The organism is Pseudomonas sp. MIS38 (assembly GCF_019891575.1).
Taxonomy (GTDB): domain Bacteria; phylum Pseudomonadota; class Gammaproteobacteria; order Pseudomonadales; family Pseudomonadaceae; genus Aquipseudomonas; species Aquipseudomonas putida_A.
In genome coordinates this window covers 79,968-96,647 of the sequence record NZ_JAFLXF010000010.1, presented here as the reverse complement: position 1 = coordinate 96,647, position 16,680 = coordinate 79,968, and the positions used below count along the sequence as shown (strand labels likewise).

General features: G+C 57.4%; 25 protein-coding genes and 1 tRNA gene. 15 read left to right on the top strand and 11 right to left on the bottom strand.

Translation table 11 applies throughout. The features are described 5' to 3' along the window. The first annotated feature begins 32 nt into the window (after positions 1-32). The 13 genes from J1G18_RS13655 (at position 33) to J1G18_RS13600 (ending at position 6,990) form a co-directional block, all read left to right on the top strand. A complete protein-coding gene (locus J1G18_RS13655) occupies positions 33-386 on the top strand; it encodes a four helix bundle protein (RefSeq protein WP_108183214.1) in 354 nt (117 codons plus the stop codon). Positions 387-598: 212 nt separating this feature from the next. Beyond that, a complete protein-coding gene (locus J1G18_RS13650) occupies positions 599-1,756 on the top strand; it encodes an RNA-directed DNA polymerase (protein ID WP_262415576.1) in 1,158 nt (385 codons plus the stop codon). Between the two features lie 41 nt (positions 1,757-1,797). Beyond that, positions 1,798-2,076: a hypothetical protein gene (locus J1G18_RS13645; protein ID WP_223007858.1), complete on the top strand. Its 279-nt coding sequence runs from the start codon at positions 1,798-1,800 to the stop codon at positions 2,074-2,076. Then, positions 2,073-2,222 carry a hypothetical protein gene (locus tag J1G18_RS13640; protein WP_223007857.1) on the top strand — a complete coding sequence of 50 codons (150 nt, stop codon included), beginning with the start codon at positions 2,073-2,075 and terminating at the stop codon, positions 2,220-2,222. Before J1G18_RS13645 ends, J1G18_RS13640 begins: the two co-directional genes overlap by 4 nt. After that, a complete protein-coding gene (locus J1G18_RS13635) occupies positions 2,215-2,730 on the top strand; it encodes an NUMOD4 motif-containing HNH endonuclease (protein WP_223007856.1) in 516 nt (171 codons plus the stop codon). The genes J1G18_RS13640 and J1G18_RS13635 overlap by 8 nt, the downstream gene beginning before the upstream one ends. A 13-nt stretch (positions 2,731-2,743) precedes the next feature. Then, positions 2,744-3,367 (top strand): hypothetical protein, encoded by a 624-nt coding sequence (locus tag J1G18_RS13630; RefSeq protein WP_223007855.1) that lies wholly within the window; start codon positions 2,744-2,746, stop codon positions 3,365-3,367. A 46-nt stretch (positions 3,368-3,413) separates the two neighbouring features. Beyond that, on the top strand, positions 3,414-3,977 hold the full coding sequence (locus J1G18_RS13625) for a hypothetical protein (RefSeq protein ID WP_223007854.1): 564 nt from the start codon (positions 3,414-3,416) through the stop codon (positions 3,975-3,977). Positions 3,978-3,981: 4 nt separating this feature from the next. Beyond that, positions 3,982-4,356, top strand: coding sequence for a hypothetical protein (locus J1G18_RS13620; RefSeq protein ID WP_223007853.1), 375 nt, complete (start codon positions 3,982-3,984; stop codon positions 4,354-4,356). A 61-nt stretch (positions 4,357-4,417) separates the two neighbouring features. After that, entirely contained in the window at positions 4,418-4,750 is a 333-nt protein-coding gene (locus tag J1G18_RS13615) for a hypothetical protein (RefSeq protein WP_223007852.1), read from the top strand. After that, complete coding sequence (locus J1G18_RS13610; protein WP_223007851.1) at positions 4,747-5,064, top strand: hypothetical protein; 318 nt, start codon at positions 4,747-4,749, stop codon at positions 5,062-5,064. The genes J1G18_RS13615 and J1G18_RS13610 overlap by 4 nt, the downstream gene beginning before the upstream one ends. A gap of 51 nt (positions 5,065-5,115) precedes the next feature. After that, complete coding sequence (locus J1G18_RS13605; RefSeq protein WP_223007850.1) at positions 5,116-5,475, top strand: hypothetical protein; 360 nt, start codon at positions 5,116-5,118, stop codon at positions 5,473-5,475. Positions 5,476-5,521: 46 nt separating this feature from the next. Next, the gene (locus J1G18_RS28010) at positions 5,522-5,938 is read left to right on the top strand and encodes a hypothetical protein (RefSeq protein ID WP_262415575.1); all 417 of its coding nucleotides are present in this window, start codon (positions 5,522-5,524) and stop codon (positions 5,936-5,938) included. Continuing rightward, positions 5,839-6,990, top strand: a complete 1,152-nt coding sequence (locus J1G18_RS13600; RefSeq protein ID WP_262415583.1) for a tyrosine-type recombinase/integrase — start codon at positions 5,839-5,841, stop codon at positions 6,988-6,990. Before J1G18_RS28010 ends, J1G18_RS13600 begins: the two co-directional genes overlap by 100 nt. Positions 6,991-7,071: 81 nt before the next feature. Here J1G18_RS13600 and J1G18_RS13595 read toward each other — a convergent pair. From J1G18_RS13595 to thrS, 9 genes are all read right to left on the bottom strand, one after another. Next, a tRNA-Pro gene (locus J1G18_RS13595) sits at positions 7,072-7,148 on the bottom strand. Positions 7,149-7,236: 88 nt separating this feature from the next. Next, entirely contained in the window at positions 7,237-7,593 is a 357-nt protein-coding gene (locus J1G18_RS13590) for a MerR family transcriptional regulator (protein ID WP_003179985.1), read from the bottom strand. Next, a complete protein-coding gene (gene ihfA / locus J1G18_RS13585; protein WP_002553164.1) occupies positions 7,574-7,876 on the bottom strand; it encodes an integration host factor subunit alpha in 303 nt (100 codons plus the stop codon). The genes J1G18_RS13590 and ihfA overlap by 20 nt, the downstream gene beginning before the upstream one ends. Positions 7,877-7,879: 3 nt before the next feature. Continuing rightward, positions 7,880-10,258 carry a phenylalanine--tRNA ligase subunit beta gene (gene pheT / locus J1G18_RS13580; protein WP_139055542.1) on the bottom strand — a complete coding sequence of 793 codons (2,379 nt, stop codon included), beginning with the start codon at positions 10,256-10,258 and terminating at the stop codon, positions 7,880-7,882. Between the two features lie 26 nt (positions 10,259-10,284). After that, entirely contained in the window at positions 10,285-11,301 is a 1,017-nt protein-coding gene (gene pheS, locus J1G18_RS13575) for a phenylalanine--tRNA ligase subunit alpha (protein WP_003226365.1), read from the bottom strand. Positions 11,302-11,410: 109 nt separating this feature from the next. Further along, positions 11,411-11,767: a 50S ribosomal protein L20 gene (gene rplT, locus J1G18_RS13570; RefSeq protein ID WP_002553161.1), complete on the bottom strand. Its 357-nt coding sequence runs from the start codon at positions 11,765-11,767 to the stop codon at positions 11,411-11,413. A 28-nt stretch (positions 11,768-11,795) separates the two neighbouring features. After that, the gene (gene rpmI, locus J1G18_RS13565; RefSeq protein WP_002553160.1) at positions 11,796-11,990 is read right to left on the bottom strand and encodes a 50S ribosomal protein L35; all 195 of its coding nucleotides are present in this window, start codon (positions 11,988-11,990) and stop codon (positions 11,796-11,798) included. A gap of 60 nt (positions 11,991-12,050) precedes the next feature. Beyond that, positions 12,051-12,602, bottom strand: a complete 552-nt coding sequence (infC, locus tag J1G18_RS13560; protein ID WP_170929410.1) for a translation initiation factor IF-3 — start codon at positions 12,600-12,602, stop codon at positions 12,051-12,053. Then, positions 12,602-14,524 (bottom strand): threonine--tRNA ligase, encoded by a 1,923-nt coding sequence (gene thrS / locus J1G18_RS13555; protein ID WP_003226368.1) that lies wholly within the window; start codon positions 14,522-14,524, stop codon positions 12,602-12,604. The genes infC and thrS overlap by 1 nt, the downstream gene beginning before the upstream one ends. 382 nt (positions 14,525-14,906) lie before the next feature. Between thrS and J1G18_RS13550 the strand changes: the two genes are divergently transcribed. Together J1G18_RS13550 and J1G18_RS13545 are read left to right on the top strand one after the other, a co-directional pair. Beyond that, positions 14,907-15,206, top strand: coding sequence for a hypothetical protein (locus tag J1G18_RS13550; protein ID WP_003226370.1), 300 nt, complete (start codon positions 14,907-14,909; stop codon positions 15,204-15,206). Positions 15,207-15,498: 292 nt separating this feature from the next. After that, a complete protein-coding gene (locus J1G18_RS13545; protein ID WP_003179963.1) occupies positions 15,499-15,711 on the top strand; it encodes a cold-shock protein in 213 nt (70 codons plus the stop codon). 72 nt (positions 15,712-15,783) lie between these two features. Here J1G18_RS13545 and J1G18_RS13540 read toward each other — a convergent pair whose 3' ends face one another. Continuing rightward, positions 15,784-16,101 (bottom strand): I78 family peptidase inhibitor, encoded by a 318-nt coding sequence (locus J1G18_RS13540; protein WP_098964624.1) that lies wholly within the window; start codon positions 16,099-16,101, stop codon positions 15,784-15,786. A gap of 168 nt (positions 16,102-16,269) precedes the next feature. Further along, complete coding sequence (locus tag J1G18_RS13535) at positions 16,270-16,575, bottom strand: hypothetical protein (protein ID WP_098964626.1); 306 nt, start codon at positions 16,573-16,575, stop codon at positions 16,270-16,272. Positions 16,576-16,680: the final 105 nt, after the last annotated feature.

Here is a 16,680-nt window from a genome sequence, read left to right as displayed (position 1 = left end):
CGTTAGCGCCCTCGCTTTTCAAGGAGGCCAGGATGGCCCTTCACATGGATCTGGAGATCCACAAGGTTGCAGAAGAACTGCTCGGCATGTCGCTTGATCTGGTGCGCAACATCCCTCGCGACCTGAAACAGGTTGTCGGAGCAAAGATTCGAGATGAGTGCTTGCAAGTTCTGGTGCTGATCGGCCGGGCCAATATGTCGAGAGACAAGCTGCCCCACCTGAACCTCCTGCTGGAAAGCATATGGATGCTGAATTACTTGCTGCGAGCGCTCACCAATAAAGCGCTGATCAGCAAGGGGCAGCACGCCAAAGCAATGAAGTTAACGGCCTCCGTAGGCCGACAGGCGAACGCCTGGAAGAAGTCCGCAACCGCGCCCGCTGCGTGAGGGTCAAGGCTCTCGCGTCTGTGCGCAAAATCTGGTCGAGCCGCTGACCTCTGGGTCACCGCCATGCACACAAAAGATACCGCCGGTCTAAAGCGTCCGCGTAGGTCTTGTGCAGTTTCCTTGCTGATCGGTTCCGCCTTCAGCAAGGCGATGTAGATAGCTCGATAGGTCGCAGTTCTCCGCCTACATCGCCTACACCATGGACTTTGCAGATGGCTGGCTCGACTACGGCGGCAAGAACATCGAGCGCGTCGCGCGCCCGGTCCGCAGATTTAAGCGTTGCACCCTTCCAGTTCGAGGATCTCGTCCAAGCGTATTACGACTGTCGCCGGAACAAGCGGAACACCGCGAGCGCCCGGCACTTCGAGAAGGACATGGAGATCAACTTGCTGGAGCTCCACGACGACCTGATCGCTGGCACTTACCGGCCAGGCCGTTCCATCTGTTTCGTGGTAACCCGACCGAAAGCCCGAGAAGTTTGGGCGGCAGCGTTCCGGGACCGCGTCGTCCACCACCTGATGTACAACCATGTGGCACCGCGCTTCTACGCCAGCTTCATAGCGGACAGTTGTGCGTGCATCCCCGGGCGAGGCACGTTGTATGCAGCGAAACGCCTTGAATCGAAGATCCGCAGCGCCAGCCAAAACTGGTCGAAGCCGATGTTCTATCTCAAGTGCGACCTAGCCAACTTCTTCGTGGCGATCGATAAGCAGGTGCTGCGCCAGCAACTGGCGAAGAAGATCACCGAACCCTGGTGGCTGGCACTGGCCGAAACGATCCTGATGCACGACCCGCGCGAAGATTACGTGCTGCGCAGCCCACCGCACCTGTTCAATCGAGTGCCGCAGCACAAGCGTCTCACCGCTCAGCCTGCGCGCCTCGGCCTACCGATCGGGAACCTGTCATCGCAGTTCTTCGCGAACGTGTACGTCGATGCGCTCGACCAGTTCGCAAAGCACCAGCTCGGCGCCAAGCACTACATCCGGTATGTCGACGACTTCGTGTTTCTTCATGAATCGCCACAACAACTGAATCAGTGGCGGGAGCAAGTTGAAGCGTTCCTGCCGAAACTCGGCGCCAAGCTCAATCCCAGCAAGACGATCTTACAGCCAGTGGATCGCGGCGTGGACTTCGTAGGGCACGTCATCAAGCCGTGGCGGCGCACCACTCGGAAACGCTCGATGGCCCAAGCACTGAAGCGAATCACCGCAGCGCCTGCCGAGGATCTGCGCGAAACCGCCAACAGCTACTTCGGCCTGCTAGGACAAGCCAGTCACAGCCAGAAAGATCGTGCGGCCATCGCCCGAGTGGTTTTGCTGCGAGGCAGCAGCGTCAACGCAGCACTGACCAAGACATTTAAGAAGTCGTAACCACCCTCCACCGCCCGGGCATGCCCTGGCATAGGACGCACATGCCTACAGAAAACAAACCAGCCGATCCATTCGGCCCCAGCGGTCGCACCTTCCACATTCACTTGAGCGTGCGCGGCGCGCTGCGTGACTTCAGCAAGCGTCAGCTCAAAGGCATGTTCCGCATGGAGGACGGCCGCAAGTGCACCGCCGATGAGGCGAAGGATCACCTGCTCGAGGCGTTGGCCCAGGGCAAAGAAGTGCTGCCGTTCGGACCGCCTTGCGAGGGTTTCGATTTCACCGGCAAAGGCTGCCCAGGCCACGACACGGAGGCAGCATGATCAATCTCTTCTGGCGCCTGGTCGCCAAGCTGCTCGCGCGCCCGGCAATCGCCGAATGGCTCATCGCCCGCGCCAATATCACCCCATACCAGCACATCATGTCCGCCGACGGCACCGAGATGTACATGGGCCGCTGCCATGACTGAAGTCTGGAAATCTGTCCCCGGCTGGCCGTATGAAGCGAGCAATCTCGGGCGAGTGAGGAATTCCAAGACGGGCCGCGTGCTGAAGCAGTTCCCGCACAAGTCTGGATATTTAAATGTCCAGCTGTGGAACAAGATGGCGTTCAAAACGTTTCTCGCTCATCGGCTGATCGCCATCACCTTTCTCGGAGAAAGCCCATCACCTGAGCACGAAGTTGCTCACAGTGATGGAGACCGCCACAACAACGCTTCGAGCAATCTCCGTTGGGTGCTCCATGTACAGAACATGCGCGATCGTGATGCTCACGGGACCACGGCGCGCGGCAGAACAAACGGGAAGCTGAAGCACGCTGACTCTGCGGTACTGAAAGTAAGGCAGCTGTACGACAGTGGCATGCTAATAAAGGAAATCAGCGCAGTAACAGGTATCCCTCTCGCTACAACGGAGGGTTTTGCCAAGCGAACTAGGCGTCCAGTCCTGACTGGCACCTACACCGGTACCGACAATTGAAAAGGATTGCATGATGAGTGGAATACAAACATTGGCGACTTTGGTGCTGGGCGGCGCCTTCGACGCAACTGAGCTTGGCGAGAACGACATCCAGCCAGATTCGAAGCTGATCGAAGAGCTGCAGCAGCGTCTGGTCACCAGCTCCCATGACGTTTGCGTCGAGCTGGTTGACCGCGCCGAGCTGGAACGGGTCACAGCTGAGCGCAACGCCCTGCAACTGCTGCTGACCAAACGCGATGAGCGGATTGATGAGCTGGAGCGATACAAGATGTCGATCTGGCCGTCCGAGGACACCTTGATCGCCGCAGGCCTTGGCTACCCGATCGGCAAAGAACAGGCGGTCAAGATCTACAAGGCCGCACTGAAGGCGCGGACTGACACGCCTGAAAACGCTGACTGCGAGTGGTGTTATGGCGTCGGCCATGATTATTACGGCGATCCATGCTGTGGGTGCTGCAGGCCAGATCAGGAAGCGCTTGCGCGGCTGGTTGCAGAAAACGCTTCTCGGACATCAATTGTTCTTCCGGCCGACCAGCCTGCTGGCAAATTCTACAAATCCCAAAAGCTGCGTCGCGGTTTCCGGGATGGCTGGAGCGCCTGCCTTCACACAGTGAAAGCACTGAACCACTCCCTGTAACTCCCTCCCCCTTCAAAGTCAGCCGCTATAGCGGCAAGGACGACTCATGTCTCAAGTTCACCCAGATTTGGCCAGGATCTACAACGTGTTCGGCCTGAGCAGCAACCACTCCTTGTCGACTCTGCTCGCAAACGTCGAGGGCCTAAAGCGAAGTCATGATGAAGATCGCCCGCTTGCTGATCGGTACCGCTTTCTGCGCGAACCAAAAGCAAGCGCGCCCGTAACGCTCCCGGAAGAACAATGGATTGTCGTTGGCCTCGCCAGCCATGAAGACGTGCTGACCGGCGCCGCGCTGGACAAGGCCATCGACAACGCCATGAACTCCAAAAGCTACACCTTCGAGCCGGAGGATGGCCCGCTGCTCTGCTATCAGGTCGGCGATCAAGATTGGGTTGCCGCGCAGAACCCGGAACAGGCCTTAGCGGTATTGGCTGAATACAACGGCGATTGGCTGCACGAGCACTCCGACGATTACGACGTGGTTCTGACTGGCGATTCGGAGCTCGACTGGCATTGGCAGGACGAAGATTCACCCGGTACTCCAGCGGGATCTCTCCGGCAGTGGCTGGCTGAAGCCCCGGAACCTTGCTACCTGAACGGGGTGGAGTGACGCCATGAGCAAACGAGCGATTCACCTTTACCCATGGGACGGCGGCACCGAGGCCGACCAAGATCCGCCCGAAGACGTTTACTGCGGTACCGAAGGCGACATGACCGACGACCAGCTCACCAATAACTGGCGTCACGTCACCTGCAAGCGCTGCCTGAAGATTCGGGAAAAAGAACTGGCGGCGCGGGCGGCGGACGACCGAGACCAGAAGGTCAAGCTGTTCGACGAGGCTCAAGTCATCACGATCAAGCTCGGTCACCGGAATATCTCAACAGCCCTCAAGGCTTTGATCAGGCAGCGCGACCAAATCAAGGCCGAGCTCACTAACCTGCGTCAAGACCGCGACGCCCTACTTGAAGCAGGAGCAGACCTACTATGATCTTGATTCCAATAGCCGCCCCGCTCTACATGGCCTTCCTGATCTACAGGGGGCCGTGGCGATGAACGATCAGAAGCTTCTGGAACTGGCGGCAAAGGCTGCGGGTGTGAAGGGTGTTTGGCAAGAATGGTGGGACGACCTCACCGACTCCAAGTCCTGCGGAATAGCTCCGAATGGTGCCTGTGGACGCGACTGGTGGAACCCGCTCGAAGACGACGGCAAAGCCCTTCGGCTGGCTATAAAGCTCGGAATCTGCATCGTTTTCATGGAAGAGTGCGACTCGGTTGTGGCAGAACACTCTGCGCACGGCGTGATGATCGTCGAAGCGATGGATGATTATGGAACTCGTCGCGCGATCGTGCGTGCCGCAGCAGAAATCGGCAGCCTGCCATGAGCCGCATGGTCAGCGTCCGCACAGAGGAACTGACCGGCCCTGCGCTGGACTGGGCAATCAACGCGATCGAGGGTGACCAGCAGCCCGTCGCGGGCCAGCTGGATCTCTTCGCCCTGCCTGATACCGAGCAACTGATCACGAAGCACGGCGTCTGGGTCGATGTTGGCCACAGCGACCAGTGGCTGGCTGACGCGACAAACGAACCGTTCAATCGCCAGCCCGGCGAAACTCGAACCATTGCAGTGTTCCGCGCCGTTGTCTTCGCCAAGCTCGGCGCCACGGTCACCGTCCCCGCCGATTTCATCCAGCAGTAACCACTCCCCCAACTCAACAGCCTGCCGGGGTACGGCGGGTGAGGATTCGTCATGTCCGATTTTCAAACCGAAACCACGCCCACCGCGCGCAAGCAGCACAAGTGTGGCGAATGCTACGGCCTCATTGAGCCAGGCCAGAAATACCAACTCGTGTCCGGCTGCTGGGAAGGCGATATGGGTTCTTTCAAAACATGCTTGCCCTGCGTCGAAGCGCGCACTTGGGCGATCGCTCAGCCCGAATGGATGGGCGACGGCGAACATCTCTACTACTTCGGCCGTCTCGACGAGGACTTATCAGATCTTGCACAAGAAATCAGCTCGCAGGATGGCCGGCGATTTCATGCATATCGCTTGCAGTGCCTGATGGCTCGACGCAGGAATTCAACTCAGGCGCGGCGGCAAGCCGCGTAACCCATCACCACCTTCTGCCGCCACGCGCGGCATGGAGCAATACCTCATGGCAAATCGAAGCGCGGCTCAGGTCGCGCCCATCCTCCCGCGCTTCATTCGCGCCGGCGAGGCATACGGCTACCTCGGCATGTGCCGGGAAGAATTCAACAAAACGGTGCGCCCGAACGTCCGCGAATTCCCGATCGGGAAACAGGGCGTCGGCTTCGACCGAGTCGAGCTTGATGAGTGGGCAGATCGCTACATCGAGACCATGGCAATTGAAAAGGCCGCGAATCAGGACAACAATCGCCCTCGCAGCGAGCGCCAGGGCAAGAAGAAAGGAGCAACGCCGTGGCCCAAAAAGCAATCACCGGCCTCCAGCAAATGCCGAACGGCATCTGGAAGATCGACAAAAAGTACAGAGGAGAACGAATTCAAGAGAGTACTGGCACTTGTAACCGCGCCGAAGCAGAGCAGTACCTGATCCACAAGCTGGAGCAGTTGCGCCAGCAGAAGGTGTACGGCGTCCGGCGGGTCAGGACGTGGCGGGAGGCGGCGACTCGCTTCCTGCTGGAAGTGAAGGATCAGGCTTCCATACATATCTCGGCCACCTATATGGAGCAGCTCGACCCGTTTATTGGCGATATGCCGCTGACCCACATTGACGACGATGCCCTCGCGCCGTACATCCAGTCGAAGCTGAATCCAGCGGTAGGCAAGCCAGTCACGAACCGGACAGTGAATATTGCGCTTCAGCGAGTCATCAGGGTGTTGAACCTCTGCGCGCGAAAGTGGCGTGACGAGGAGCGCCGGCCGTTGCTGGACGTGGTGCCGATGATTTCCCTACTGGACGAGAAGACGAACAGCCGAAAGCCCTACCCGCTTTCATGGGAAGAGCAGTCGATCCTGTTCGCCGAACTCCCGGCGCACCTTCAGAAAATGGCCCTTTACAAGGTCAATACTGGTTGCAGGGAGCAGGAGGTTTGCAAGTTGGAATGGTCGTGGGAGATCGCAGTGCCAGAACTGAACACAAGCGTGTTCCTGATTCCACCTGGATTTGGTGGTCGCAGTGCACGCGCAGGTGTGAAGAACCGCGACGAGCGCCTGGTGGTTTTGAATGACGTAGCCAAATCGGTCATCGAGCAGCAGAGAGGACAGCACCCCGTCTACGTGTTTCCGTTTGGCAAGCCAGATGGTGATGGGAATGAAACGACTGTTCACCGCATGAACGACTCAGCCTGGAAGAAGGCGCGGATCAGAGCGGCGAAGAAGTGGCAGGAGAAATTCTTGCGGCCGGCACATGACGGCTTTGCCAGAATCCGAATTCACGACTTGAAGCACACCTTTGGGAGAAGGCTGCGTGCTGCAGGTGTGACTGAGGAGGATCGGAAAGCGCTGCTCGGCCACAAGAATGGAAGCATCACCAGTCACTACTCAGCGGCAGAGTTGGATCAGCTCATTGCGGCGGCAAACAAGGTATCAGCAACCGACTCGCGCGCACCAGCGCTGACGATTCTGAAAAGGAGGGAAGCGTGAAGAGAAGGCCAAGGTCACTCGGAAAGTCACTATGGCAGAAACAACAAAGCCGCTCGAAAGCGGCTAAGTTATTGAAATATATGGTCGGGACGGAGTGATTCGAACACTCGACCCCTAGCACCCCATGCTAGTGCGCTACCGGACTGCGCTACGCCCCGACTGGTTTGAAACCCGCCCCTCGTCTCGAAGAGCGCTCAAGAATATATCGCAAGCTTTTGAAAACTGGAAGTATTCAAACGCAGCTTTTTATTTCTTGAGCACCACCAGTACATCTTCAAGCTCAGCGATCATCTGGCGGATCATTTGCTTGTATTGGGTGGTGTCGTCCTTGGCTTCATCACCGGACAAGCGCAGACGCGCGCCGCCGATGGTGAATCCCTGATCGTAAAGGAGCGCGCGGATTTGCCGGATCATCAGCACATCCTGGCGCTGATAATACCGGCGGTTTCCGCGGCGTTTGACGGGGTTGAGTTGAGGAAACTCCTGCTCCCAGTAGCGCAGCACGTGTGGCTTTACTGCACACAGCTCGCTGACTTCACCAATGGTGAAGTAGCGTTTGCCCGGGATGACGGGTAGTTCGTCGTTATGACTTGGTTCCAGCATAAGCCTCAACTCGGGCCTTCAACTTCTGCCCTGGACGAAAGGTGACCACACGGCGAGCCGTGATCGGGATTTCTTCCCCCGTTTTCGGGTTGCGGCCAGGCCGCTGGCGTTTGTCCCGAAGGTCGAAATTGCCGAAACCAGACAATTTGACCTGCTCGTTGTCTTCAAGAGCGTGCCTGATTTCCTCGAAAAACAGTTCAACCAACTCCTTGGCTTCTCGCTTGTTCAGGCCCAGCTCTTCATACAGACGTTCCGCCATCTCAGCTTTCGTCAAAGCCCCCATACGTCACTTCCTTAACGTGGCGTTCAACCTTTGTTCGAGCGAGGTGAGGATATTTTGCGTCGTCGAATTCACCTCATCGTCATTAAGAGTGCGCGATGGATGCTGCCAGGTCAAGCCAACTGCAAGGCTTTTTCTATCAGGATCAATGCCTTTACCCTGATACACGTCAAACAGCCTGAGATCCGTGAGCCATTCGCCTGCATTTTCACGGATTACGTCCAGTACAGCCGAGGCCGCGACGTCTTTGTGCGCGATCAGTGCAAGGTCACGACGCACTTCAGGAAAACGCGACAACTCGTGGAATTGCGGCATTTTTCCGGAAGCGACTTCAGCCAGAACCAGCTCGAAGACGAAGACCGGACGATCCAGACCCAGGGCCTTGGACAGCTCCGGGTGAATCGCACCGATAAAGCCGACTTCACGCCCGTCACGTTCGATGCGCGCGGTTTGCCCCGGGTGCAGCGCCGGGTGTTTACCCGGAGTGAAAGTGAAGGTATCCAGTGCACCGGCAAAGCCCAACACCGCTTCAACATCAGCCTTCACGTCGAAGAAATCGACGGTGTCGCGACCCTGCGCCCAACCTTCCGGCAGACGGCTGCCGCAAACAACACCCGACAGCATCGGTTCTTGCTTCAGACCTTCCAGCTGACCGACGAAGCGCAGACCGCTTTCGAACAGGCGCACGCGATCCTGCTGGCGGTTCAGGTTGTGCTGCAACGCCTTGACCAGGCCCGGCCACAGCGAAGAACGCATGGCGGCCATGTCATTGGAAATCGGGTTGGCCAGCAACAGCGGCTCAACGCCCGGGTTGAACAGTTCGAACTGTTTCGGATCTATGAAGCTGTAAGTGATCGCTTCCTGATAACCACGGGCTACCAGCAGACGACGCAGCTCAGGCAATTCGCTGCGTGCTTCAGCCTTCGCTTGCGGCGCCAGACGCGCTTGCGGGTAACGAACCGGCAGACGGTTATAGCCGTACAGACGCGCCAGCTCTTCGATCAGATCGACTTCCAGACTGATGTCGAAGCGGTGACTTGGCACTTCTACGCGCCACTGCCCTGCGCCGTCAGCGGAAATCTTCAGACCCAAGGCGCTGAGCAGACGCTCGACCTGCGCCGAATCCATTTCCATCCCCAGCATCTGGGTGATGCGCTGCGCACGCAGGGTGATCGGCGCGATCGATGGCAGGTGCTGTTCGCTGACGGTCTCGATGATCGGGCCGGCTTCACCACCGGTAATTTCCAGCAGCAGGCCAGTGGCGCGCTCCATGGCTTCACGGGCCAGTTGCCAGTCCACGCCACGCTCGTAACGGTGCGAGGCGTCGGTGTGCAGGCCGTAGGAACGAGCCTTGCCCGCCACAGCGATCTGATCGAAGAAGGCACTTTCCAGGAAAACGTCGCGAGTGGTTGCGGACACACCGCTGTGCTCGCCACCCATTACGCCGGCAATCGCCAGAGCGCGGGTGTGGTCGGCAATCACCAGGGTATCGCTACGCAGGCTGACTTCCTGACCGTCGAGCAAAACCAGCTTCTCACCCTCTTCCGCCATACGCACGCGGATGCCGCCATTGATTTCGGCGAGATCGAAAGCGTGCAGTGGCTGACCCAGCTCAAGCATCACGTAGTTGGTGATGTCGACGGCAGCGTCGATGCTGCGCACATCGGCGCGGCGCAGGCGTTCAACCATCCACAGCGGGGTTGGTTTGGACAGATCAACGTTACGGATGACACGACCCAGGTAACGCGGGCAGGCGGCAGGCGCCAGCACTTCTACCGGACGCACTTCGTCGTGCACAGCCGGAATGGTCATGACCACCGGGCGAGTGACCGGCGTGTCGTACAGCGCACCCACTTCACGGGCCAGACCGGCCAGCGACAGGCAGTCGCCACGGTTCGGGGTCAGGTCGACCTCGATGCTGGCATCTTCCAGATCCAGGTACACACGGAAATCTTCGCCCACCGGCGCATCGGCCGGCAGTTCCATCAGACCGTCGTTGCCTTCACCGACCTGCAGCTCGGCTTGCGAGCACAGCATGCCGTTGGACTCGACGCCACGCAGCTTGGCCTTCTTGATCTTGAAGTCGCCCGGCAGTTCGGCACCGATCATGGCGAACGGAATCTTCAGGCCCGGACGCACGTTTGGCGCACCGCACACGACCTGGAAGGTTTCCGCGCCATTGCTGACCTGGCACACACGCAACTTGTCGGCATCAGGGTGTTGCTCGGTGCTCAGCACCTCGCCCACGACCACGCCGCTGAATACACCGGCGGCCGGAGTCACACTATCGACCTCCAGACCCGCCATCGACAGACGAGCAACCAGCTCGTCGCGACTTACCTGCGGGCTAACCCAGCCACGCAGCCATTGTTCACTGAATTTCATCCTGCTCTCCTAAGAATTCGTTACGACTAGCGAAATTGCGCGAGGAACCGCAAGTCGTTGTCGAAGAACAGACGCAAGTCGTTCACGCCGTAACGGAGCATTGCCAGACGCTCGACACCCATGCCGAAGGCAAAACCGGAGAACTCTTCCGGATCGATGCCGGACATGCGCAGCACGTTCGGGTGCACCATGCCGCAGCCCATGACTTCCAGCCAGCCGGTCTGCTTGCAGACGCGGCAGCCTTTACCGCTGCACATCACGCATTCCATGTCGACTTCAGCGGATGGCTCGGTGAACGGGAAGTACGAAGGACGGAAACGGACGGCCAGCTCTTTTTCGAAGAACACCCGCAGGAATTCTTCGATGGTGCCTTTGAGGTCGGCGAAATTGATGTCGCGATCGACCAGCAGGCCTTCGACCTGGTGGAACATCGGCGAGTGGGTGATATCGGAGTCGCTGCGATACACACGGCCTGGGCAGACGATGCGGATCGGCGGCTGCTTGGACTCCATGGTGCGGACCTGTACCGGCGAGGTATGGGTGCGCAGCAACATGTTCGCATTGAAATAGAAGGTGTCATGCATCGACCGGGCCGGGTGGTGGCCTGGGATGTTGAGCGCTTCGAAGTTGTGATAGTCGTCTTCGACCTCAGGGCCTTCGGCGATGCCGTAGCCGATGCGGGTGAAGAACTGCTCGACTCGTTCCAGAGTCCGGGTCACAGGATGCAGACCACCGGAGGTCTGGCCACGGCCCGGCAACGTCACGTCAATGGATTCGGCAGACAGTTTGGCAGCCAGTTCGGCTTCTTCAAACAGAGCCATGCGCGCATTGAGAACGCCTGTAACACGCTCCTTGGCAACGTTGATCAGGGCGCCGACTTGCGGACGCTCTTCTGCCGGCAAATTCCCCAGGGTCTTCATCACCTGAGTCAATTCACCTTTTTTGCCAAGGTATTGAACCCGGATTTGCTCCAGGGCATTGATATCTTCAGCGCTTTGCACAGCCTCTAGTGCTTGAGAGACCAGCGCATCCAGGTTTTCCATGTACAGACTCCAGATACAAAATAGGGGAAGAGCTTGAAGGCTCTTCCCCTATTTATGACGTTTAACACCTGGCCCCACAGAGGTGAGGCCGGGTGACTGTCGGGGGTACTTAAGCCAAGGTGGCTTTAGCTTTCTCGACAATCGCAGCAAACGCCGCTTTTTCGTTCACTGCCAGATCAGCCAGAACCTTACGGTCGATCTCGATGGACGCTTTTTTCAGGCCAGCAATGAAACGGCTGTAGGACAGACCGTTAACACGAGCACCAGCGTTGATACGAGCGATCCACAGAGCGCGGAACTGACGTTTTTTCTGACGACGGTCACGGTAGGCGTATTGGCCTGCCTTGATTACCGCTTGCTTGGCAACACGGAATACGCGGGAGCGTGCGCCGTAGTAGCCTTTAGCAAGTTTCAGAATTTTTTTGTGACGCTTACGGGCAATGACGCCACGCTTTACACGAGCCATGAGTTACTTCCTCTATTCTTGACTAAAATTAACGAAGGCGCAGCATGCGCTCGACTTTTGCCACGTCAGACGGATGCAGCAAGCTGCTACCGCGCAGTTGACGCTTACGCTTGGTCGACATTTTGGTCAGGATGTGGCTCTTGAAAGCGTGCTTGTGCTTGATACCGTTAGCAGTTTTCAGAAACCGCTTAGCAGCACCACTTTTGGTTTTCATTTTTGGCATGTTCGGATACTCCGCATTCAGTTGATAAACATAATCAGAAGGCCTGCCGTGCCCTGTTGATTACTTCTTCTTTTTCGGGGCGATGACCATGATCAGCTGGCGTCCTTCCATCTTAGGATGCTGTTCGACCGAACCGTACTCGAGCAGGTCAGCTTCAACCCGCTTGAGGAGTTCCATCCCCAGCTCCTGGTGGGCCATCTCACGGCCGCGGAATCGCAAGGATACCTTGGCCCTGTCCCCGTCACTCAGGAAACGTACCAGGTTGCGCAGTTTTACCTGGTAATCCCCTTCCTCCGTCCCTGGACGAAACTTGATTTCTTTTACCTGAATCTGCTTCTGGTTTTTCTTCGCTGCTGCAATCTGCTTCTTCTTCTCGAAGATCGATTTGCCGTAGTCCATCACCCGGCAAACCGGTGGGACTGCGTCAGCAGAGATTTCTACCAGATCAAGCTTTGCTTCTTCAGCAATACGAAGCGCTTCATCAATCGAGACGATGCCAATCTGCTCGCCATCAGCGCCAATTAACCGAACCTCGCGTGCCGAGATATTCTCGTTGATCGGGGCTTTCGGTGCAGCTCGTTTATCTTGTCTCATTTCACGCTTAATAATAATTACTCCGAATCTGGGCGACCACGCCGGGAAACCGCTTGCGCGAGAAACTCAGCGAACTGGGCGACGGGCATCGAGCCCAGGTCAGCACCTTCACGAGTACGCACAGCGACAGTCTGCATCTCGACTTCCTTATCTCCGATAACCAAAAGATAGGGAACCTTGAGCAAAGTATGCTCGCGGATTTTAAAGCCGATCTTTTCATTTCTCAAGTCGGACTTGGCACGAAATCCGCTTTCGTTGAGAGTTTTTTCTACTTCTGCAACAAAATCTGCCTGTTTATCAGTGATATTCATGATCACTGCCTGGGTTGGCGCCAGCCACGCAGGGAATGCACCTTCGTAATGCTCGATCAGAATCCCGACGAAACGCTCGAACGAACCGAGGATCGCCCGGTGCAGCATCACTGGGTGTTTGCGGCTGTTGTCTTCGGAGACGTATTCGGCGCCGAGACGGACAGGCAGGTTGAAATCGAGCTGCAAGGTACCACACTGCCAGACGCGACCGAGGCAATCTTTCAGCGAGAACTCGATTTTCGGACCGTAGAACGCACCTTCACCCGGCTGCAGATCATACGGCAGACCCGCAGAATCAAGGGCTGCAGCCAGTGCCGCTTCGGCGCGATCCCACAGCTCGTCGGAACCCACGCGTTTTTCCGGACGAGTGGACAGTTTCATCTCGACATCGGTGAAGCCGAAGTCGCGGTAAACGTCCATGGTCAGCTTGATGAACGCTGCGGATTCGGCCTGCATCTGCTCTTCAGTGCAGAAGATGTGGGCGTCATCCTGGGTGAACGCACGCACACGCATGATGCCGTGCAGCGCGCCCGATGGCTCATTACGGTGGCAGGCACCGAATTCGGCCAGACGCATCGGCAGCTCGCGGTAGCTCTTCAGGCCCTGGTTGAAGACCTGCACGTGGCACGGGCAGTTCATCGGCTTGATGGCGTAGTCGCGGCTTTCCGACTCGGTGGTGAACATGTTGTCGGCGTAGTTGGCCCAGTGCCCGGATTTCTCCCACAGGCTGCGATCGACCACTTGAGGGGTCTTGATCTCGAGGTAGCCGTTGTCACGCTGCACCTTGCGCATGTACTGCTCGAGCACCTGGTACAGAGTCCAGCCATTCGGGTGCCAGAACACCATGCCCGGCGCTTCTTCCTGGGTGTGGAACAGGCCCAGGCGCTTGCCGATCTTGCGGTGATCGCGCTTTTCCGCTTCTTCGATGCGCTGGATGTAAGCCGCCAGCTGCTTCTTGTCAGCCCAGGCGGTGCCGTAGACGCGCTGCAGCTGCTCGTTCTTGGCATCACCGCGCCAGTAGGCACCGGACAACTTGGTCAGCTTGAAGGATTTCAGGAAGCGAGTGTTCGGCACGTGCGGACCGCGGCACATGTCGACGTATTCTTCGTGGTAGTACAGACCCATGGCCTGTTCGTTCGGCATGTCCTCGACCAGACGCAGCTTGTAGTCTTCGCCGCGAGCCTTGAACACTTCGATCACTTCGGCGCGCGGAGTGACTTTCTTGATCACGTCGTAATCTTTATCGATCAGCTGATGCATGCGCTGTTCGATGGCGGCCATGTCGTCCGGAGTAAAAGGACGCTCGAAGGCGATGTCGTAATAGAAGCCTTCATCGATGACCGGACCGATGACCATTTTGGCCGTCGGGTACAGCTGCTTGACCGCATGGCCAACCAGGTGCGCGCAAGAGTGGCGAATGATCTCCAGCCCCTCTTCATCCTTTGGCGTGATGATTTGCAGCGTCGCGTCGCTGTCGATGATGTCGCAGGCGTCGACCAGCTTGCCGTTGACCTTGCCGGCCACGGTGGCCTTGGCCAGACCTGCACCAATGGATGCGGCGACCTCGGCTACGGAAACCGGGTGATCGAATGAACGTTGACTGCCGTCGGGAAGAGTAATAGTTGGCATGGCGCCTCCTCTCCTAGTGGTGACCCCTACCAAAGGTCACGTGGGTTGGGATGAGCCAGTACAAGATCCGATCCAGGCCATTCAATGACGAACGCCTGCCTTACAGCGGCAGGAGCCTTGCGGCCAACCGGAAAACCGAACCAGAGTGACTGGGATTCAAATCAGAATTTTTCGCACGCTGACCGCTGCCGGGGCTGAAGGCCATCCGGAGCCTGAGAACGCTTGAGCCCGGCATGCTAGCACAGATGAGCGGTCATCGACGTCATCGAATTGAGGTCCTGCTGATTTGCGCATTTTTGCGTCGCGAAGTGAACTTGGGATATACGCTTTGCCTCAAATAAGCTGAGAATCGTCGCCGATATCAACCCAAGGAGTTTCCGACATGCGCCTTATCCGACTTTTTGCTTTCGCGGCCCCGCTGGCCCTGCTGCTGCCGCTGAGCGCCAACGCGGCCTGGCCTGCCGGCGTCAAAGCCCAATACATGAACGACTGCACCGCCGCAGCCAGCAAGAGCGTCAATCCGGCCGAAGCCAATAAACATTGCGCTTGCGGTGCCGACGTTCTGGAAAAGAAATTCACCACGCAAGAGATCGCGCAACTGATGGACAAGAACACCCCGCCAAGTGGTGAACTGGGTCAGCGAGCCTTGAAAGAAATCTCGGTTTGCCGCGTGCAGAAATAAGCGCTGACGAATGTTTTTTCGGGCGCCGAGCAGGCTGAAAACCGCCCAAAAGACCCCGAAATCGATAATTTACGCAGGTTTTATAGCTTTTTTTACACCCTCTTCACTCGGCTGAAAGCCACTGAAACCGGGGCTTGCAGACATTTGAGAGGTTTAAATCAATGCAATATGAAAGCAAACAGCACGTCCGGGGGGCTACCAAAGCGAACATTTCGACTATGATACTCCGGTGTGCCCAGTTGGCCTGAGCAGCACAGTACTACTGAAAATATATGTTTCTTGGAGATACACCATGTCTAATCGCCAAACCGGCACCGTTAAATGGTTCAACGATGAAAAAGGCTTCGGCTTCATCACTCCTCAAGGTGGCGGTGACGACCTGTTCGTACACTTCAAAGCTATCGAATCCGACGGTTTCAAAAGCCTGAAAGAAGGCCAGACCGTCTCTTTCGTGGCTGAGAAAGGCCAAAAGGGTATGCAAGCTGCACAAGTTCGCCCAGAGTAATTTCCTGGCGCACTAAAAAAACCCCGTCCATGTGACGGGGTTTTTTATGCCTGCAACAAAAGCGATCTGCGATCAGCCGCAGTTGACGCGAGTGACCACCAGGTTGTTGTCGGTGTTCAGATTCAGGCGATCGGAACGGTACTCCAGAGTGATCATGTCAGTTGGCTTGAGGAAGCGGGCGTTTTGCGCGCCAGCCTTGACGCGAGCCTGATCGAGCAGTTCCGGCGAAGCCTTTTTACCGATGGCAAACTCCGCTGCCTTTGCTTCACAGCGGCTATGACCGGCATCGGTCGCCACAGGATCCTTTGCCGACTCGCTGGAGGTTGTGCTGCAACCGGCCAACATGGCAACGGCCATTAGTGCACCCAGAGACGCGAACTTCAAAGGCATGAAGCCTCCTTTTTTCAAATGGTTAAGCTGAGATCGTGCGACCGCCAATTCGGCGTTTGGTTTCACAGCCGGTGCCATCACCCTGCCCCACGACCCGGAAAAACGCTGAGTCTGCCTGAAGTGCGCGCACCGCATCCTCACGCAATCGTCACCGAATATTAATGAAGCTCAATAGACGTCGATGTAATCGTGCGGCGGATTCGGCCAGTTGTCTTTCAGCGCATTGAAAATCTGCATCACCCAGACTTCATCACTGGCCGCGACCTTGCCGACATACCCCGACCCCTTGGCCCAGGTCTCCAGGCGAAACAGCAGGCCATCAATATCCTGCCCGCCGGTCACACCGGAAGAAATATAGGCAATTCCACTCTTGGTCACGCGCAGCTGCGTGTGCACATCATCGCTGGCCGACGCCAGCAACTGGCGCACAGCGTCGAGTGTCAGGCCATCGGGGGTGTTCAAATCGATCTGCACAGCACATTCCTTGGATCAGCCGGAAAAGACCAAGTGTCGCATAGCGTCGCGCTCATGCCTAAGTCGCAGTGCCAAACGCCCGACAAAGTGGTTAACTCGCTTTCA